9 protein-coding genes and 3 pseudogenes are annotated in these 19,864 nt (G+C 43.3%); 11 read left to right on the top strand and 1 reads right to left on the bottom strand.

The annotated features are described in order from the left end of the window. The first annotated feature begins 7 nt into the window (after window positions 1-7). The 7 genes and pseudogenes from dapB to G5B60_RS07170 all read left to right on the top strand — a co-directional run bounded on the left by dapB (window position 8) and on the right by G5B60_RS07170 (window position 14,807). Entirely contained in the window at window positions 8-775 is a 768-nt protein-coding gene (gene dapB / locus G5B60_RS07200) for a 4-hydroxy-tetrahydrodipicolinate reductase (RefSeq protein WP_164683404.1), read from the top strand. After that, a complete protein-coding gene (locus G5B60_RS07195; RefSeq protein ID WP_164683403.1) occupies window positions 772-1,977 on the top strand; it encodes a CCA tRNA nucleotidyltransferase in 1,206 nt (401 codons plus the stop codon). The genes dapB and G5B60_RS07195 overlap by 4 nt, the downstream gene beginning before the upstream one ends. Next, window positions 1,970-3,841 (top strand): ABC-F family ATP-binding cassette domain-containing protein, encoded by a 1,872-nt coding sequence (locus G5B60_RS07190; RefSeq protein ID WP_164683402.1) that lies wholly within the window; start codon window positions 1,970-1,972, stop codon window positions 3,839-3,841. The genes G5B60_RS07195 and G5B60_RS07190 overlap by 8 nt, the downstream gene beginning before the upstream one ends. 13 nt (window positions 3,842-3,854) lie before the next feature. Beyond that, window positions 3,855-5,591, top strand: coding sequence for an ABC transporter ATP-binding protein (locus tag G5B60_RS07185; RefSeq protein WP_164683401.1), 1,737 nt, complete (start codon window positions 3,855-3,857; stop codon window positions 5,589-5,591). 9 nt (window positions 5,592-5,600) lie between these two features. After that, complete coding sequence (locus G5B60_RS07180; RefSeq protein WP_164683400.1) at window positions 5,601-7,373, top strand: ABC transporter ATP-binding protein; 1,773 nt, start codon at window positions 5,601-5,603, stop codon at window positions 7,371-7,373. 154 nt (window positions 7,374-7,527) lie between these two features. Then, window positions 7,528-8,684, top strand: a pseudogene (locus G5B60_RS07175) (ISL3 family transposase). Window positions 8,685-8,921: 237 nt separating this feature from the next. Beyond that, window positions 8,922-14,807, top strand: coding sequence for a Rib/alpha-like domain-containing protein (locus tag G5B60_RS07170; protein WP_164683399.1), 5,886 nt, complete (start codon window positions 8,922-8,924; stop codon window positions 14,805-14,807). Between the two features lie 77 nt (window positions 14,808-14,884). On the opposite strand, the pseudogene G5B60_RS07165 reads toward G5B60_RS07170, so the two are convergent. After that, window positions 14,885-15,975 (bottom strand): annotated as a pseudogene (locus G5B60_RS07165) (ISL3 family transposase). 103 nt (window positions 15,976-16,078) lie between these two features. Between G5B60_RS07165 and G5B60_RS07160 the strand changes: the two are divergent. The 4 genes and pseudogenes from G5B60_RS07160 (at window position 16,079) to G5B60_RS07145 (ending at window position 19,859) form a co-directional block, all read left to right on the top strand. Next, a pseudogene (locus G5B60_RS07160) lies at window positions 16,079-16,942 on the top strand (IS982 family transposase). Window positions 16,943-17,101: 159 nt separating this feature from the next. After that, on the top strand, window positions 17,102-17,557 hold the full coding sequence (locus G5B60_RS07155) for a hypothetical protein (protein ID WP_164683398.1): 456 nt from the start codon (window positions 17,102-17,104) through the stop codon (window positions 17,555-17,557). Window positions 17,558-18,096: 539 nt separating this feature from the next. Next, on the top strand, window positions 18,097-19,311 hold the full coding sequence (locus tag G5B60_RS07150) for an ammonium transporter (RefSeq protein WP_164683397.1): 1,215 nt from the start codon (window positions 18,097-18,099) through the stop codon (window positions 19,309-19,311). Between the two features lie 26 nt (window positions 19,312-19,337). Beyond that, window positions 19,338-19,859, top strand: coding sequence for an AmiS/UreI family transporter (locus G5B60_RS07145; protein WP_164683396.1), 522 nt, complete (start codon window positions 19,338-19,340; stop codon window positions 19,857-19,859). Window positions 19,860-19,864: the final 5 nt, after the last annotated feature.

Genomic DNA, 19,864 nt, shown 5'->3' with positions numbered 1-19,864 from the left:
GATAAGGATGCGTATAAAAGTCATTATTGCAGGATTTACAGGACGCATGGGAAGTGCTGCGCTTGATATGGTTAAAAAGGATGAGGAGCTTGAGCTCGTTGCCCTTTTGTCGCCTACAGCTGAAGTGGACGAGCTAGACGGTGTGCCTGTCTATCAGCAAAAAGAGGACTTGGCAGGGATTGATGCGGATGTCTGGGTGGACTTTACCATACCAGAGGTCGCTTATGCCAATACCCGCTTTGCCCTTGAAAATGGCTTTGCTCCTGTCGTTGGCACAACTGGCTTTACAGAAAGCGAGATAGAAGAGCTGATTGCTTTTTCAGCTGAGAAAAAGCTGGGTGGCTTGATTGCTCCAAACTTTGCCATTGGTGCGATTTTGCTCATGGAGTTTGCAGCAAAAGCAACGCAGTATTTCCCAGACCTTGAGATTATCGAGCTACATCATGACCAGAAAAAAGACGCTCCGAGCGGAACGGCTATCAAGACAGCGGAGCTTATCTCGCAGGTGAGACAGGCAAAACACCAAGGTGTTCCTGATGAAACCGAGTCTCTAGCGGGAGCTCGTGGGGCAGAGTACGATGGTTTTCGTATTCATAGCGTGCGTTTGCCGGGGCTTGTCGCCCATCAAGAGGTCATCTTTGGTGCGCAAGGTGAGGGGCTGACGCTTCGCCATGATTCTTATGATCGAAGCTCCTTTATGAGTGGCGTCAATCTGGGTATCAAGAAAGTTGTCACAGCGCAAAAATTAGTTTATGGTTTGGAAAAATTATTATGAAATTAACACACTTGCCTTCTGAATTTCAGAAGGCTTTGCCCATATTGAAGAAAATTCGCTCAGCTGGCTATGAGGCTTACTTTGTCGGCGGAAGTGTCCGTGACGCACTCTTAAATCGTCCTATCCATGATGTTGATATTGCGACCAGCTCATATCCCGAGGAGACCAAGCGGATTTTTAAGCGGACAGTCGATATCGGCATTGAGCATGGGACTGTTTTGGTGCTTGAAGAGGATGGCGAATATGAGATTACGACCTTTAGGACAGAGGATGTCTATGTGGACTATCGACGTCCGAGTCAAGTAAACTTTGTGCGCTCTCTCGATGAGGATTTGAAGCGCCGTGATTTTACGGTCAATGCTTTTGCCTTAGCGCCAGACGGTGAGATTGTTGACCATTTTGGTGGACTGGATGACCTTGAACATAAAATCCTGCGTGCTGTCGGTGAGCCAAAAGAGCGCTTCAACGAGGATGCACTTAGGATTTTGCGTGGTCTGCGTTTCTTAGCTAGCCTTGACTTTACGCTTGAAGAAAAGACTTTTGCTGCCATGAAGAGCCATGCTCACCTTTTAGAGAAAATTTCGATTGAACGCTCCTTTATCGAGCTGGATAAGCTGCTTGTAGCTCCATTTTGGAAGAAAGGTTTGCGTGCCTTTGTTGATTGTGAGGCTTATCGCTATCTGCCACAGTTAGACGACCAAGCGCCAGCTTTACTGGCTATGACTGAGGAGATGACAGACACAGTCTTTGTCAGCTCTACTCAGGCTTGGGCAGCTTTGCTATTAGAGATGAAGTGCCAAAATCCGAGAGGCTTTTTAAAGGCATGGAAAACCTCTAGTCAGTTCCAAAAGGAAGTGACTGCTATCATGGCGATCTATGAGCTTCGCTTAGAACAGCCTGTTGATAGGCGGATACTTTACCATTATGGCAGGGACTTGGTATGTCTTGCAGAGCGCCTGCGTGAAGCAAAGGGGCTAGCAGTGGATTACGAAAGCATTGACGCTATTTATAAGGACTTGCCTATCTACGATAAGCACGAGATTGTGGTCAATGGCGCTGATTTGATAAAGCAACTTGGCTTGACACCAGGTCCTAGCTTAGGGGAGCATTTGTCAGCGGTGGAGCTTGCTATTGTAGATGGTGACTTGGCAAATGACAGATCTGCTATTTTAGAGTTTGCGAGAAGGAGACAAGATGAGTGATTTTTTAGTAACACACTTGGCTAAGTCGGTTGGGGACAAGACTGTTTTTAAGGACATTTCCTTTATCGTTCACGACCTTGACCGGATTGGGATTATCGGTGTGAATGGTACGGGTAAGACGACACTTTTAGACGTCATTTCTGGTGAAATCGGATTTGACGGTGATGTGCCGCCTTTTTCATGTCCTAATGATTATAAGATTGCCTATTTGACACAGGAACCTCAGTTTGATGAGACTAAGACGGTGCTTGAGACCGTCCTTGACTCTAGTCTACGTGAAATGCAGTTGATTCGCCGTTATGAGACGCTACTTGCCCACTATGACGATAGCAAGCAAGCTGAACTAGAGGCGGTGATGGCAGAGATGGATAGTCTTGACGCTTGGTCCATTGAGAGTGAGGTCAAGACTGTTCTGACAAAACTTGGTATTTCAGATTTGACCAGTCGCATTTCAGACTTGTCTGGTGGTCTTAGACGTCGTGTCCAGCTGGCGCAGGTCTTGCTGGGGGAGGCGGACTTGCTTTTGCTAGATGAGCCGACCAACCACTTGGATATTGATACCATTGCTTGGCTGACGACTTATCTTAAGACCAGCAAAAAGACCGTTGTCTTTATCACCCATGACCGCTACTTTTTGGATAATGTGGCAACGCGCATTTTTGAATTGGCAGATGGTCAATTGACCGAATATCAGGGCAATTATCAAGACTATGTGCGCTTGCGAGCAGAGCAGGATGAGCGTGATGCGAGCACCCTGCACAAGAAAAAACAGCTCTACAAGCAAGAGCTTTCATGGATGCGCACGCAACCGCAAGCCCGTGCCACAAAACAGCAAGCTCGTATCAATCGTTTTAAGGACTTAAAAGCAGATTTAGCAAAATCAACCAACAAAGCAGAGCTAGAGGTCAATTTTGAGACCAGCCGTATCGGCAAAAAGGTCATCTCTTTTTCGCATGTGGACTTTGCCTATGAGACCAAGCCTATCTTGTCTGACTTTAACCTCCTTATCCAAAACAAGGACCGTATCGGTATTATCGGAGACAATGGTGTCGGCAAGTCAACGCTGCTTAATCTCATGACCAAGCGCCTAGAACCTAGCGCAGGTGTGGTGGAGATTGGTGAGACGGTGCGTATTGGCTATTTCTCACAGCAGCTGGTGGATATGGATGAGTCAAAGCGTGTCATCAGCTACCTGCAAGAAGTCGCTGATGAGGTTAAGACAAGTGTCGGCACTACCAGTGTGACAGAGCTTTTGGAGCAGTTTTTATTTCCACGCTCAACGCACGGCACTGTGATTGCAAAGCTGTCTGGTGGTGAGAAAAAACGTCTGTATCTCTTGCGTCTTTTGATTGAAAAGCCAAACGTTCTGCTTTTAGACGAGCCGACAAATGACCTTGATATTGCGACGTTGACGGTGCTTGAGCAGTTCTTGCAGCAGTTTGCAGGTCCTGTCATCACGGTTAGCCACGACCGCTATTTCCTTGACAAGGTCGCCAATAAAATCCTCGCCTTTGAAAATGGTATGGTGCGTGAGTTTTTCGGTAATTACACAGACTATCTAGACGAAAAAGCCTTTGAGGCAGATGTCCTTGAAAAGCAAGTGCAGACTGAAAAAACGACCAAGGTCGCCAAAAAAGAGCCGAGCAAAAAACGCATGTCCTACTTTGAAAAGCAGGAGTGGGCGACCATTGAAGAGGACATCAGTCAGCTGGAGGAGCGTATCGAGGCGATTGAGGCTGAGATGTTAACCTGCGGTAGCGATTTTACACGACTATCAGATTTGCAGAAAGAACTGGACGAGAAAAACGAGCGCTTGCTTGACAAGTACGAGCGCTACGAGTATCTGAGTGAATTGGAAAATTAAGAAAGGAGATGTTATGGGCTACATTTGGTCTTACATCAAAAAATATCCTAAGTGGTTGTTTTTAGACCTTCTAGGAGCACTTCTCTTTGTTGTTGTTAATTTAGGAATGCCGACCATGCTGGCACGCATGATTGACCAAGGGGTCACCAAAGGAGACGCCAAGGCGATTTATTTTTGGGCTGGTATGATGGCGATTATCGTTGTCTTAGGGATTATTGGACGTGTCACGCTGAGCTATGCTTCTGGGCGTTTGACGTCAACCATGATTCGTGACATGCGAAATGACATGTACACCAAGTTGCAGCAGTATTCGCACCATGAGTACGAAAAAATCGGTGTGCCGTCACTTGTGACACGGATGACCAGTGACGCATTTGTTCTTATGCAGTTTACAGAGCAGGTGCTACGCATGGGTGTGGTAACGCCCTTGATGATTATCTTTAGTATCGTCATGATTTTAGTGACGAGCCCTTCTTTAGCTTGGGTGGTGGCGGTTGCTATTCCATTTCTTATCTGGGTGGTTGCCTATGTTGCTATCAAGACACGTCCGCTGTCTGAAAAGCAACAAGCGCTTTTAGATAAAATCAACCAGTATGTCCGTGAAAATCTAACAGGGCTTCGTGTTATCCGTGCCTTTGCTAGAGAGGATTTCCAAGAAGAGCGCTTTGACACAGCAAATGTCGAGTACACCAACACTTCTAATCGCCTCTTTAAACTGACGGGACTGACTGAGCCGCTCTTTGTGCAAATCATCGTTGCTATGATTATCGCTATTGTCTGGTTTGCCCTTAAACCGCTTGGCGCTGGCTCGCTTCAGATTGGGGACTTAGTTGCCTTTATTGAGTACAGTTTCCATGCGCTCTTTTCATTCCTCCTCTTTGCCAATCTCTTTACCATGTATCCTCGTATGGCGGTCTCAAGTAGCCGTATCCAAGAGGTCATGGCAATGCCGATTTCCATTGACCCAAATGAAAATGGTATCACGGAAACCAAGGAGCGTGGCTATCTTGAGTTTGACAATGTCACCTTTGCTTATCCAGGTGAGACTGAAAGCCCAGTGCTTCACAGTATCAGTTTTAAGGCAAGCCCTGGTGAGACCATTGCCTTTATCGGCTCAACTGGATCTGGAAAATCATCCCTTGTTAACCTCATCCCACGTTTTTACGATGTGACTCTTGGGAAAATCTTGGTTGACGGTGTGGACGTCAGAGAGTACAACCTCAAGGCGCTGCGCCAAAAAATTGGTTTTATTCCGCAAAAAGCGTTGCTCTTTACAGGGACAATCGGGGATAACCTCAAATATGGTAAGGAAGATGCGACGATTGATGACCTGCGTCAGGCAGCTGACATCGCTCAAGCCAAAGAATTTATCGAAAGCCGTGAGGAAGCTTTTGAGACCCATCTAGCTGAAGGGGGAAGCAACCTCTCCGGTGGTCAAAAGCAACGTCTCTCCATTGCTCGTGCGGTGGTCAAAGACCCAGAAATCTATATCTTTGATGACTCATTCTCAGCCCTTGACTACAAGACAGACGCTATTTTACGTCGTCGTCTCAAGGAGGTCACTGGTGATAGCACCGTGCTTATCGTAGCACAACGTGTCGGCACCATCATGGACGCTGACCAAATCATCGTGCTTGACGAGGGCGAGATTGTCGGACGTGGCACACATGATGAGCTCATGAAGTCCAATGCCATCTACCGTGAAATCGCCAACTCCCAGCTCAACCAATCAGCGACTACAGAAGAATAGGAGGAAAATATGAAACAAAGAAGTGTCTTTCTGCGCTTGTGGGACTATCTCAAGCATTACAAGGGAGCTTTGTTCCTTGCTGTTTTTTTGAAAATTCTCAGCGCTGTCATGAGTGTGCTTGAGCCCTTTGTCATCGGTCTAGCCATCACCGAGATTACCAACAATCTCCTTGATATGGCAAGAGGCGTTCAAGGTGCCCACATCAATGTGCCCTATGTCGGCATGATACTGATTATCTACTTTATCCGTGGCTTTCTCTTTGAGGTCGGCTCATACGGGTCTAACTACTTTATGACCAATGTCGTGCAAAACAGCGTGCGTGATTTGCGTCGTGACCTCAGCTACAAAATCAACAGCATTCCAGTGTCTTATTTTGACAAGCACCAGTTCGGGGACATGCTTGGACGCTTTACCAGTGACGTCGAAACCGTCTCAAATGCCCTTCAGCAGAGCTTTCTTAAAATCATCGAGGCTGTGCTCACTATCGTCCTTGTTCTGTGCATGGTCTTTTACCTCAATGCCAAGCTAGCGCTGGTGCTTCTCGTTTGTGTGCCGCTGACTTATTTTGTCTCTCAGTATATCCTGAAAAAATCACAGCCTTACTTCAAACGCCAAGCCAATCTTGTCGGTGATTTGAACGGTTTTGTTCAAGAAAAACTCACAGGATTTAACGTCATCAAACTCTACGGACGTGAAGAAGCTTCAACTAAGGACTTCCAAGAAATCACAGATGAACTACGAGAAGTCGGTTTTAGAGCCAGCTTTATCTCTGGTATCATGATGCCAGTGCTCAATGCCATCAACGACTCAGCCTATCTCATCATAGCGTTGCTCGGTGGTTTGCAAGTATTAGCAGGAAAACTCACCGTCGGTAACATGCAAGCCTTTGTTCAGTACGTTTGGCAAATCAGCCAGCCTATCCAAACCATCACCCAGCTAACTGGTGTCATCCAAAGTGCCAAGTCCTCTCTTGAGCGTATCTTTGAGGTGCTGGATGAAGAGCCAGAAGTGTCAGAGGTTACAGAGCACCTAGAGCATGACCTTAGCGGTCGTGTCAGCTTTGAGCATGTGGACTTTCAGTATGTCGCTGACAAGCCCCTTATCCGTGACTTTAACCTTGAGGTCAATCCTGGTGAGATGGTCGCCATCGTAGGACCTACCGGAGCTGGTAAGACCACTTTGATTAACCTTTTGATGCGTTTCTACGACGTGACAAATGGCTCTATCAAGGTAGACGGGCACGACATTCGCCACCTGTCTCGTCAAGAATACCGCAAGCAGTTCGGTATGGTCTTGCAAGACGCTTGGCTCTACGAGGGTACCATTAAGGAAAATCTACGCTTTGGTAATCTCGACGCCACAGACAATGAAATCGTAGAAGCAGCCCTTGCAGCAAACGTTGACCACTTTATCCGCACGCTACCTGGTGGCTACAACATGGAGATGAACCAAGAGTCTAGCAACGTCTCTCTCGGTCAAAAACAACTCCTCACCATTGCCCGTGCCCTACTAGCGGATCCTAAGATTCTCATCTTGGACGAGGCGACGTCATCGGTGGACACACGTCTTGAGCTTCTCATTCAAAAAGCCATGAGTAAACTCATGGAAGGACGCACTAGCTTTGTCATTGCCCACCGTCTATCAACCATCCAAGAAGCTGATAAAATCCTCGTCCTAAAAGACGGGCAAATCATCGAGCAAGGCACTCACCAAAGCCTACTAGCGGATAAAGGTTTCTACTACGACCTCTATAATAGCCAGTTTGCTAATGAAAAGGACTAAGATCCGTAAAAGCACTTCCTAGGAAGTGCTTTTTGTGGCTCTATAATATCTGTAGTGGGTAACTCCACCGCAGAGGTTATAGGGCTTTTTGAGTACAGAAAAAAGCCCATAAGACTTATAATGAAAAGCGCTAAACCATCATTAGGAGGTACTTATGAAACATATTAAAAATACCAATATTAAGAATACCACAAAACTCATTGGAATCAAAAACTTAAACATCAAAATATGACTTGTTCTCAAACAGCAGACTCACATTGACCTTAGAGCTGAGCTGGATTATCCAGCCCCATCCTGTCCTCATTGTCAAGGAAAGATGATGAAATACTTTTCAAAGGCCTTCCACCAGCCCAATCTTAGACGTCCAAGGTATGGCAACCGTTCTAAAGCTCAGAAAGCGGCGTTTTCAGTGTAAAGTGTGTCGCAGGGTCTCTATCGCCAAAAACAGTCTAGTCAAGAAAAATTGCCAAATCTCACAGCCTGTCTGGGCGAAAATCACCCAACTTCTCAGCGAAAAACGCCTCCACATCTCTGTTTCCACCGTTCAAAGACAGCTAAATGCTTTCACTTTGAAAGAGAATTTTGAGGTCTTGCCTGAGATTTTATCCTGGGATGATTTCGCAAGAAACAAGGGAAGACTAGCTTTCATTGCGCAAGATTTTGAGACCATGAAAATCGTAGCAGTGCTGGAGAATAATCGCCAAACGACCAGCAAAAACCACTTTTACAAGTATTCAAGACAAGCTAGAGAAGCAGTCAGAGTAGTGCCTGTCGACATGTCGGGTGCCTACATTCCTATCATCAGGAAACTATTTCCGAAAGCGGAGATTGTCCTCGACCGTTTCCACCTCGTGCAGCACCTCTCTCGAGCCATGATGACCAATCGTATTGCCATCATGAAGAGCTTTGACAAGAAGTCTCTGCCTTACAGAGCCATGAAGAATCACTGGAGAATCCTGCAAAAGGATAGCAGAAAGCTCTCCGAATTATTATGACCTTTACCAATTACTGCTCTTTCATTTTCAAGAGAAGCGTGTCGAGTCATTTTTCGGACTGATTCACGACAATGTCGATAGTGTTAACGCAAACTTTGCAAGAGTCTTTCGGACTTTTCTAAAGCACGAAACCTATATCACCAACGCTCTGAAATATCCTTATTCCAACGCCAAATTAGAAGCTACTAACAAACTCATCAAAGACATCAAACGGCAAGCGTTTGGGTTTCGTAACTTTAAGAACTTTAGAACAAAGATTCTCATCATTTTGAATATCAAAAGAGAGAGAACGAAAATCGTTCTCTCTCGCACTTAGCTTTTCATCAACACACTACAGTTGACAAAGAGCCGTTTTTGTGCTTTAGCTCTGTAAAGAAAATGCCATTATGCAAGCAAAATAGTATCAAACCAGAAACAAAAAACAAAACTTTTTTAACTGATAAAACAATTAAAAATAAAAAGACAAATATTTGACATTTTAAAATTAAATGTGTTAATATGATAGTGTGCGATACTGCACACAAAAAGGTAAAGGAAAAAAGGAGAAAAAAGTATGTTTTATAAAGGAAAACATAGGCAACGATTTTCGATTCGCAAGTATTCATTTGGTGCTGCGTCAGTATTGTTGGGGGCCGTGATTGTTGGAGTAGCAGCTCCAAGTGTTAATGCGGATGAGACACAATCAAATACGCTACCATCAGTGCAAGTAGAGCCGCAAAATACAGATTCAGTAACTGCGGCAGTCGAAAATGAAGCTGTGGAAACTAAAGAGGCTAGTGAGTCAGTGGGAAGTTCTGATCAACTTACTAATGATGGGACTGCAGTAGAAACGCCTACAACTTCAACTGCGGAAGTAGCCGAAAAATCATCAGAAACTGCAACTGCAGGCAATGAGAGCGAAGTATCCTCAGATGAGGTTGAGAATACAACGCAAGAAGTCGGCGATAGCACGGCTTCCTCGGATGTTTCTGATAGTTCCTCAGCACTTAAAGTTGAAAATGCAGATTTAAAAGCTGAAGAGAAAACTGCGACAGGTGAAGTGAATGAAGCTTCTAAAGAAGAGTCTCTTGAAGTTCCTCAGGCTCGTCATAGAAGAGCCGTTGGTGATGCTGCGAATGCACCAACTTCACCAATGCCAGAAGCTACCACTACAGCCCTTTCAGAGTCTCTTCAAGATGTGAACCAAGCGAATGCGATTTATAGTCCTGGGGTAATTGGAGACAAACGCTCCTATGCTGGTAAGGCTTGGCTTCAACAAAGTGAAGAAACCCTAGATGGTATGGGTAGTGGTTCACTTCCAATGTCTGGTGTGAAGATTTATCTTCAATGGGTCAATGGAAAAGGTCATGTTTCAAATGTTTACTACACAACTTCTGAAGCAGATGGTACCTTTGTTATTAATCTAGATCATGCAGATCTTGAAGATGGAAACCAGTTTAATTTGGCTGGAGATCCAAAAATGGCTGTTCGTACTTGGGTTGAAAATCCTGATTCTAGCAAATATAATATTGTACGAGCTGGTGATGCCATTTATGGTTTCCATACGCGTCTCAATCGGAAAAATGAATCATGGGATTTCACAGCTGGAATCAATCGCATTGTGAATGGTATGGTTATTTTCCAAGATAAGGTGGGCGAAGATACTTGGCTAATCAAACCTGAATCACAACGAGAAGTTTCTCCAAATTCAAATGGTGAATGGCCTAATCGTGGAACGTATGGTGTGATTGATGGTTATGTTTGGTATGATAACGGTGATGGTGCTGGTACTCTAGCTAACCAATGGATTAACGATGGTAATGATGTAAAAGCTACTGGTGTGAAAGTTGTTGGTTCCTATCTCAATGATGAAGTTGTCCGTCAAATAGAAGAATGGAAAACTAACAATAAAGGTTATGCGGTTAATGACCTACGCAAAGCACAAGCTGAAATTGTTACAACCTATCAAGCACAAAATGGTGAGGGTTCACATATTGCTGAGACTGTTGTTGGAACTGTCGATGCAAACGGTTATTACTACCTTCCATTTAGAGGTCTTTATGGGGTAAGTGCTACCAAACGGAATAATGCTCTCTCGCCAAATAAAATTTCTGAAGAACAGTGGGGACAACTGGTTTCAGATGACGATGTGGATAATAAGAGCTTGATGAAATGGAATGGGACGGCTGGCCAAGTCTACCGTCACATTAATCAAGACTATATGTACGTCACTCCATTAGTGGATAATTACAATGTATGGAGTAATGCTTTCTCATCTAATATCTTCCAAGAAGCCAATAGTTTCCTTTCAAATGCTGTAGCAGGTTACAATATCTCATCTGTTAACTTTGCTATTTTGGCACCACAGCCAATGATTGATGCTTTGAAATATGACAATAGTGGCAAAAATAATGCCGCAATTGGTGATGTTGTGGAAGCTCGAGTTGGTGGATTGCTCCCTAGCCGTGAATACCAAGTACAATGGTTTGTAGATGGTAAGCCTTCTGGTGATCCGGTGACCATTCTTTCAACTGTAGATGGAACATTTGAACCTGCAGCAAGTACGAATTTCACAGTACCTGCAGATATAAAACGTCAATCCAATATTACTGTTGGGGTATATGAACAGGGAGAAAATACCAAAACTCTCAACAATGCTTTGGCTTTAGATTCTTTTATCGCTTCTATAGATCCAATCGGTCAAACCATTTCAGTTGAATTAAATGAAACTCCAACAGCTAGTGCTGCAATTGCCAATGTTGACCAGCTTGGAGATGGCGTAACCTATACATGGAAAGAAAATGTTGATACGACAACAGCAGGTGATAAGCCTGCAACTGTCCTTGTAACCTATCCAGAAGATAAAGATAATGGTCTACCAGAGAAAACAGTCGAAGTGCCTGTGACGGTTAAAGTTATCGACAGTCGTCCTGATAATGTCAAATATGATGCGCAAGGTCAAAATCAGACAGTAGAATTGAATGCAACACCAGAAGCAGAAAAATCTATTGCAAATACAGCTGATCTCCCAGCAGGTACAAAGTATACCTTTAAAGAGGAAGTAGATACTTCTACAACAGGGGATAAAGACGCAATCGTAGTTGTAACTTACCCAGATGGCTCTAAGGATGAAGTACCTGTTAAGGTTACAGTGGTAGACCCACGTACGGATGCAGAGAAAAATACTCCAGTAGCGAAAGATCAAACTGTAAACATTGGTGACACACCTAAGGCAGAAGATTCAATCGCTAACTTGCCAGAACTTCCAGCAGGAACTAAGGTAGACTTCAAAGAACCAGTTGATACCACAACAGCAGGAGATAAAGACGCAACCGTAGTTGTAACTTACCCAGATGGCTCTAAGGATGAAGTACCTGTTAAGGTTACAGTGGTAGACCCACGTACGGACGCAGAGAAAAATACTCCAGTAGCGAAAGATCAAACTGTAAACATTGGTGACACACCTAAGGCAGAAGATTCAATCGCTAACTTGCCAGAACTTCCAGCAGGAACTAAGGTAGACTTCAAAGAACCAGTTGATACCACAACAGCAGGAGATAAAGACGCAACCGTAGTTGTAACTTACCCAGATGGCTCTAAGGATGAAGTACCTGTTAAGGTTACAGTGGTAGACCCACGTACGGACGCAGAGAAAAATACTCCAGTAGCGAAAGATCAAACTGTAAACATTGGTGACACGCCTAAGGCAGAAGATTCAATCGCTAACTTGCCAGAACTTCCAGCAGGAACTAAGGTAGACTTCAAAGAACCAGTTGATACCACAACAGCAGGAGATAAAGACGCAACCGTAGTTGTAACTTACCCAGATGGCTCTAAGGATGAAGTACCTGTTAAGGTTACAGTGGTAGACCCACGTACGGACGCAGAGAAAAATACTCCAGTAGCGAAAGATCAAACTGTAAACATGGGTGACACACCTAAAGCAGAAGATTCAATCGCTAACTTGCCAGAACTTCCAGCAGGAACTGAGGTAGCCTTCAAAGATCCAGTTGATACCACAACAGCAGGGGATAAAGATGCAACCGTAGTTGTAACTTACCCAGATGGCTCTAAGGATGAAGTACCTGTTAAGGTTACAGTGGTAGACCCACGTACGGATGCAGAGAAAAATACTCCAGTAGCGAAAGATCAAACTGTAAACATTGGTGACACACCTAAGGCAGAAGATTCAATCGCTAACTTGCCAGAACTTCCAGCAGGAACTAAGGTAGACTTCAAAGATCCAGTTGATACCACAACAGCAGGAGATAAAGACGCAACCGTAGTTGTAACTTACCCAGATGGCTCTAAGGATGAAGTACCTGTTAAGGTTACAGTGGTAGACTCACGTACGGATGCAGAGAAGAATACTCCAGTAGCGAAAGATCAAACTGTAAACATGGGTGACACACCTAAAGCAGAAGATTCAATCGCTAACTTGCCAGAACTTCCAGCAGGAACTAAGGTAGCCTTCAAAGATCCAGTTGATACCACAACAGCAGGGGATAAAGATGTAACCGTAGTTGTAACTTACCCAGATGGCTCTAAGGATGAAGTACCTGTTAAGGTTACAGTGGTAGACCCACGTACGGACGCAGAGAAGAATACTCCAGTAGCGAAAGATCAAACTGTAAACATTGGTGACACGCCTAAGGCAGAAGATTCAATCGCTAACTTGCCAGAACTTCCAGCAGGAACTAAGGTAGACTTCAAAGAACCAGTTGATACCACAACAGCAGGAGATAAAGACGCAACCGTAGTTGTAACTTACCCAGATGGCTCTAAGGATGAAGTACCTGTTAAGGTTACAGTGGTAGACCCACGTACGGACGCAGAGAAAAATACTCCAGTAGCGAAAGATCAAACTGTAAACATGGGTGACACACCTAAAGCAGAAGATTCAATCGCTAACTTGCCAGAACTTCCAGCAGGAACTGAGGTAGCCTTCAAAGATCCAGTTGATACCACAACAGCAGGGGATAAAGATGCAACCGTAGTTGTAACTTACCCAGATGGCTCTAAGGATGAAGTACCTGTTAAGGTTACAGTGGTAGACCCACGTACGGACGCAGAGAAGAATACTCCAGTAGCGAAAGATCAAACTGTAAACATGGGTGACACACCTAAAGCAGAAGATTCAATCGCTAACTTGCCAGAACTTCCAGCAGGAACTAAGGTAGCCTTCAAAGATCCAGTTGATACCACAACAGCAGGGGATAAAGACGCAACCGTAGTTGTAACTTACCCAGATGGCTCTAAGGATGAAGTACCTGTTAAGGTTACAGTGGTAGACTCACGTACGGATGCAGAGAAGAATACTCCAGTAGCGAAAGATCAAACTGTAAACATGGGTGACACACCTAAAGCAGAAGATTCAATCGCTAACTTGCCAGAACTTCCAGCAGGAACTAAGGTAGCCTTCAAAGATCCAGTTGATACCACAACAGCAGGGGATAAAGACGCAACCGTAGTTGTAACTTACCCAGATGGCTCTAAGGATGAAGTACCTGTTAAGGTTACAGTGGTAGACTCACGTACGGATGCAGAGAAGAATACTCCAGTAGCGAAAGATCAAACTGTAAACATGGGTGACACACCTAAAGCAGAAGATTCAATCGCTAACTTGCCAGAACTTCCAGCAGGAACTAAGGTAGCCTTCAAAGATCCAGTTGATACCACAACAGCAGGGGATAAAGATGTAACCGTAGTTGTAACTTACCCAGATGGCTCTAAGGATGAAGTACCTGTTAAGGTTACAGTGGTAGACCCACGTACGGACGCAGAGAAGAATACTCCAGTAGCGAAAGATCAAACTGTAAACATGGGTGACACACCTAAAGCAGAAGATTCAATCGCTAACTTGCCAGAACTTCCAGCAGGAACTGAGGTAGCCTTCAAAGATCCAGTTGATACCACAACAGCAGGGGATAAAGATGCAACCGTAGTTGTAACTTACCCAGATGGCTCTAAGGATGAAGTGCCTGTTAAGGTTACAGTGGTAGACCCACGTACGGACGCAGAGAAAAATACTCCAGAGGGACAAGACATCACTGTAAATATAGGAGACACACCTAAGGCAGAGGATGGTATTAAAAACCTTGGCAAGTTACCAGATGGTACAAAAGTTGAGTGGAAAGAAGATATTGATACCACAACTCCTGGCGATAAGACAGGAACGATTGTTATCACTTACCCAGATGGCTCTAAGGATGAAGTTACTGTGTCAGTTCATGTAATGGTTCCACAGACAAATACAGGGAATAAAGACGTACTAAGTCAAAATATTACTGTAACTGTTAGTGAGAAAACTAAAGCAGAAGTTAAATCTGCTGACAAACCAGCGACTACTAAAGAATTGCCTGAAACAGGTGATGATGGTTCTGTAGCTATCGCAGGTCTTGGAGCTGTGCTTCTTGGAGCAGCAGCTATGGTAGGTAAACGTCGTAAATCTGAAGATTGAGATGATATAATCTACTTTTAATGGAAAACTCCAAAGTAATTCTGGCTCTTTGTCAACTGTAGTGTGTTGATGAAAAGCTAAGTGCGAGAGAGAACGATTTTCGTTCTCTCTCTTTTGATATTCAAAATGATGAGAATCTTTGTTCTAAAGTTCTTAAAGTTACGAAACCCAAACGCTTGCCGTTTGATGTCTTTGATGAGTTTGTTAGTAGCTTCTAATTTGGCGTTGGAATAAGGATATTTCAGAGCGTTGGTGATATAGGTTTCGTGCTTTAGAAAAGTCCGAAAGACTCTTGCAAAGTTTGCGTTAACACTATCGACATTGTCGTGAATCAGTCCGAAAAATGACTCGACACGCTTCTCTTGAAAATGAAAGAGCAGTAATTGGTAAAGGTCATAATAATTCGGAGAGCTTTCTGCTATCCTTTTGCAGGATTCTCCAGTGATTCTTCATGGCTCTGTAAGGCAGAGACTTCTTGTCAAAGCTCTTCATGATGGCAATACGATTGGTCATCATGGCTCGAGAGAGGTGCTGCACGAGGTGGAAACGGTCGAGGACAATCTCCGCTTTCGGAAATAGTTTCCTGATGATAGGAATGTAGGCACCCGACATGTCGACAGGCACTACTCTGACTGCTTCTCTAGCTTGTCTTGAATACTTGTAAAAGTGGTTTTTGCTGGTCGTTTGGCGATTATTCTCCAGCACTGCTACGATTTTCATGGTCTCAAAATCTTGCGCAATGAAAGCTAGTCTTCCCTTGTTTCTTGCGAAATCATCCCAGGATAAAATCTCAGGCAAGACCTCAAAATTCTCTTTCAAAGTGAAAGCATTTAGCTGTCTTTGAACGGTGGAAACAGAGATGTGGAGGCGTTTTTCGCTGAGAAGTTGGGTGATTTTCGCCCAGACAGGCTGTGAGATTTGGCAATTTTTCTTGACTAGACTGTTTTTGGCGATAGAGACCCTGCGACACACTTTACACTGAAAACGCCGCTTTCTGAGCTTTAGAACGGTTGCCATACCTTGGACGTCTAAGATTGGGCTGGTGGAAGGCCTTTGAAAAGTATTTCATCATCTTTCCTTGACAATGAGGACAGGATGGGGCTGGATAATCCAGTTCGGCTCTAAGCTCAATGTGAGACTTGTGCTTGAGAACAGGTGATATTTTGATTTTAAGTCTACCGTGCTGCTAGCTGCTAGTTGATTTCAAAATACAATAAAAAGCCCAAAAGGACTATACTGTAAGTGACGAAACAAACAGGAGGTTAGTCCAAATGAGCCACTTACAGTATACTGCTAAATCTCATCATTTGCAATGGAAGGTATATCAATTATCACAAATTTGTCATCACTTCTACCAAAACTACTGTCCGGATTCCTCCAAACATCGGCGTAATGTTAGTTTAGCCAAAGTTTCAGATGAATCAATTCTTGTCTTGCTTTTGTTACAGGCTGAATTAGGCATAACGTCACAGTGTCATTTCTACAGCATCTGCCACCTCTTTCCTTGTGGGCAGCTACTAGAAAGAAGTCGTTTCAATCGTCGGTCAAAACAATTGATTTGGCTCGTCCAATTAATCCGGAAAGCTATGAGTGAAATGCTTCCATCTGATAAACTAGCCATTATAGATAGTTTTCCTTTGCCACTTTGCCAACCTATTCGCAATCATAGTGCTACCATTTTTAAAGGATTAGCCGATATTGGCTACTACGCCTCTAAATATCTTTGGTTCTACGGCTTCAAAGTTCATATGCTGGTGACCTTATCTGGTTATATTCTGAACTATGTTGTCACACCAACCTCTGTCCATGATATTAAGGTGGGTTATGAACTATTATAGGGATGTAAGCAATCGGTTATCCTAGGGGATTTAGGCTACCTGAGCAGTGAACTCAAGAAGGACTTAGAACAACAAGGTTACCATCTATGGACGCCATTTCGTAAAAACATGACAGGGGCCGAAGAACATAACGATTGGAAAGTGATGGCCATGAGACGAACTATTGAAACACGTTTTTCTGAACTGTGTCGTCTCTTTGACATCGAACATACATTAGCTAGAATCCTAGCCGGACTACAGTTACGAATTGAACAAATTATTCTAGCTCGTAACTTACGCTATTTTGAAATCAACTAGCACCACGGGTGTATAGTATCTATTTACATTTTGTTATCTCTAATGACTAATCGAGGAAATGAGTTATGTTTATATTGGTAAGTCTTGTTAGCATTAGCCATCTTTATAACATCTTTTGTAATAGAAGTTGTTAGGACACAAAAGTATGGCGTTAGAGAGATGACACCAGTTAGGGTTCTACTTAATTGGCTGCTCATTATCATCTTTACATCTAGTTTGACAGGGATAGGAGTACTAAGTGTCGTTGGTCATAGCACCCAAAAGGTAGCTTCAAGTACTGTTAAAAGTACCGCATCAAAATCAAAGAAAACGACAACAAAGTCTTTTAGTTCAAGCCAAAAGAAAAAAACACCAGCTACTTCTGGCTCGACTTCACAGGAAGCGAGTAGAAGTAGCTCTCAAGAGGCTCAGCCTAGTAGTACAGAAGCAAGTACTACACCAGCTAGCTCCTATGTAGCCTATGCTTCCTCAACGACACCAGTCACTCAAGGAAGTCAAGGTAGCTACGAAGAGTACTGGGGAGAAGGAGAGCTGACATCAACAACTGTTCCTTACTCCTACACGACATCAGAAACAACTATTGTCGGCTCTAGAACAGAAACCGTTGATGAATAGCCATGGACTCGAGATTAGATTTTAGATGACAAAAAGTCGTACAATTTAAAGAAACTAGACAGTTTGAGTTTTGTAAGCTAAACTTGCAGTATTTTTAAAAAGTGCCCAGTTGCTTTCCACTTGTTTAAAATCTCTCATTTTTTCGAGAGATTTTTGTTTTAGTAAACGCTTAATCAGCTGATATAATTGCATTCAAAAGTATTTTTAATTGATTTGCAATTTTAATAAAAAGGAGTATACTAAAACCATAATTTAGTTATCACAAAGATATAACAAAATTATAATAACTGACTTACAGGAGGAATGATTGTTATGTTGATAGAATCATCTAGTTATTTTTTGACATGTTATTAAAATTAAATTCACAAAACTTTAATAATATGTGGAAAATAATTAGATTATATGATGGATTGTGCGAAAAGGGGAGCTAGAGTTTCCTAGTCACGTTTTAAAAACAGATCGCCTTTTGGTTAGTCTATGATATGGTTTTCTTTGGCAAAGCAATTTTTCTTGCTTGGTCACAGAAAGGATTTTTCACAATGAATTATGGTGATACCACCTTTATGATGTTAGCGACTGCTATGGTGTGTTTGATGACACCGGGGCTTGCCTTCTTTTATGGGGGTCTAGCGAGGAAGCGTAGCGTTCTCTATATTATGATGCAATCGTTTATCTCAATGGGGATTGTAACGATCATTTGGATGTATGGTGGATTTGGTCTTGCTTTTGGTAAAGACCACGGTGGTGTGATTGGTTCGATTTCAGATTATTTCGGACTAGCGCATGTTGGTTTAGTGCCAAGTAATGTTCACGCTGCGTCCATTCCATTTATTCTCTTCTTTGCGTTTCAATTGATGTTCTGTGTCATCACTGTACCGCTTATGAGTGGTGCCTTTGCAGAACGCCTCAATATGAAGGGATATATCTGGTTGCTCATCATCTGGACAATCATTGTCTACATTCCAGTTTGTCACTGGATTTGGGGCTCTGGTTTCTTATCCAAGATCGGTTTTGTAGACTTTGCTGGTGGAACGGTTATCCACACGACAGCAGGTTTTGCAGCGCTAGCCGCAATCTTTGTTCTTGGACGACGTCATCAAAAAGATATTTCCATGAAACCAAGTAACTTGATGGCAGCAGCTATCGGTACTGGCCTTCTCTGGTTTGGTTGGTTTGGATTTAACTCAGGTGGCGCACTCAAGGCAGGAAGTCTTGCAGCGATTGCTTTTTCAAACACCTTTATCGGTCTAGCAAGTGGTATGGTGACTTGGATGATTTATGCCAAGTTAGTCCGTGGTAAAGTTGATTTTGTAGATGTTCTGACAGGTTCAGTTGCTGGTCTTGCAACGATTACACCATGTGCAGGTTACATCCACCCACAATTAGCAATTTTAGTTGGTATCATAGCTGGTATCATCTGTAATCTTGCTCTATCCTTACAAGAAAGTCGTGGTTGGGATGATGCGCTCGGTGTTTGGGGCGTCCATGGTATTGGTGGCTTTACAGGAAGTATCTTGATTGGTATCTTTGCTGATAAAGCGGTCAATGGTGTCTCTGCAAGTTGGCATCAATTCTGGATTCAAGTGTTCGGAGTGATTCTTGTTGCCATTTACAGTTTTGTCATTACCTTTATCATCCTAAAAATCCTTGGTGCTATAACCAATATTGAACCAAGTGATGAAGAAATCGCAAATGGTCTGGATGCTTCTTTACTCGAAGAAACAACTTATGACCTTGAAAAATTGAATAACTAATTCACCATTGAAAGGAGGTGATTCCAATGCTGGGTGTCGTTTTGCTTTACGTCGGTATGGTCTTGATGAGTAACGGACTTTTCCGCTTGCAAAAGATTGATGACAAATCAAATGTTGTCATGAATATCTTCACAGGTGGTCTAGGTTTAATCCTAAACATCATTTCTATCGGCTATGGCGCTTGTCACAACAAAGATGCTTTATGGTTCTATGCGAGCGCAACAGGTCTCTTGTTTGCCTTTACATATCTATATGTGGCTATTAACACAATTTTCGATTTTGACAATCGTCTCTATGGTTGGTATAGCTTGTTTGTAGCGATCAACTCTGTTCCTGCAGGGCTCTACTGCTTTGTCGGATATGGCGGAAATTGGCTTTATGGTCTTATATGGTGGGCATGGGGTATTCTGTGGCTCACAGGGTTCATTGAATGCAACATGAAAGTCAATTTAGGCAAATTTGTCGGCGTCTTAGGTATCATTGAAGGTATCGTTACTGCCTGGATTCCAGGATTCTTGATGCTTATTGACAAATGGCCTAAACTATAATGCGA

This window comes from Streptococcus hyointestinalis, assembly GCF_011039275.1.
In the GTDB taxonomy this organism is placed as follows: Bacteria; Bacillota; Bacilli; order Lactobacillales; family Streptococcaceae; genus Streptococcus; species Streptococcus hyointestinalis_A.
Note: the sequence above shows the minus strand (reverse complement) of the source record. Positions and strands in the feature narration are given on the sequence as shown.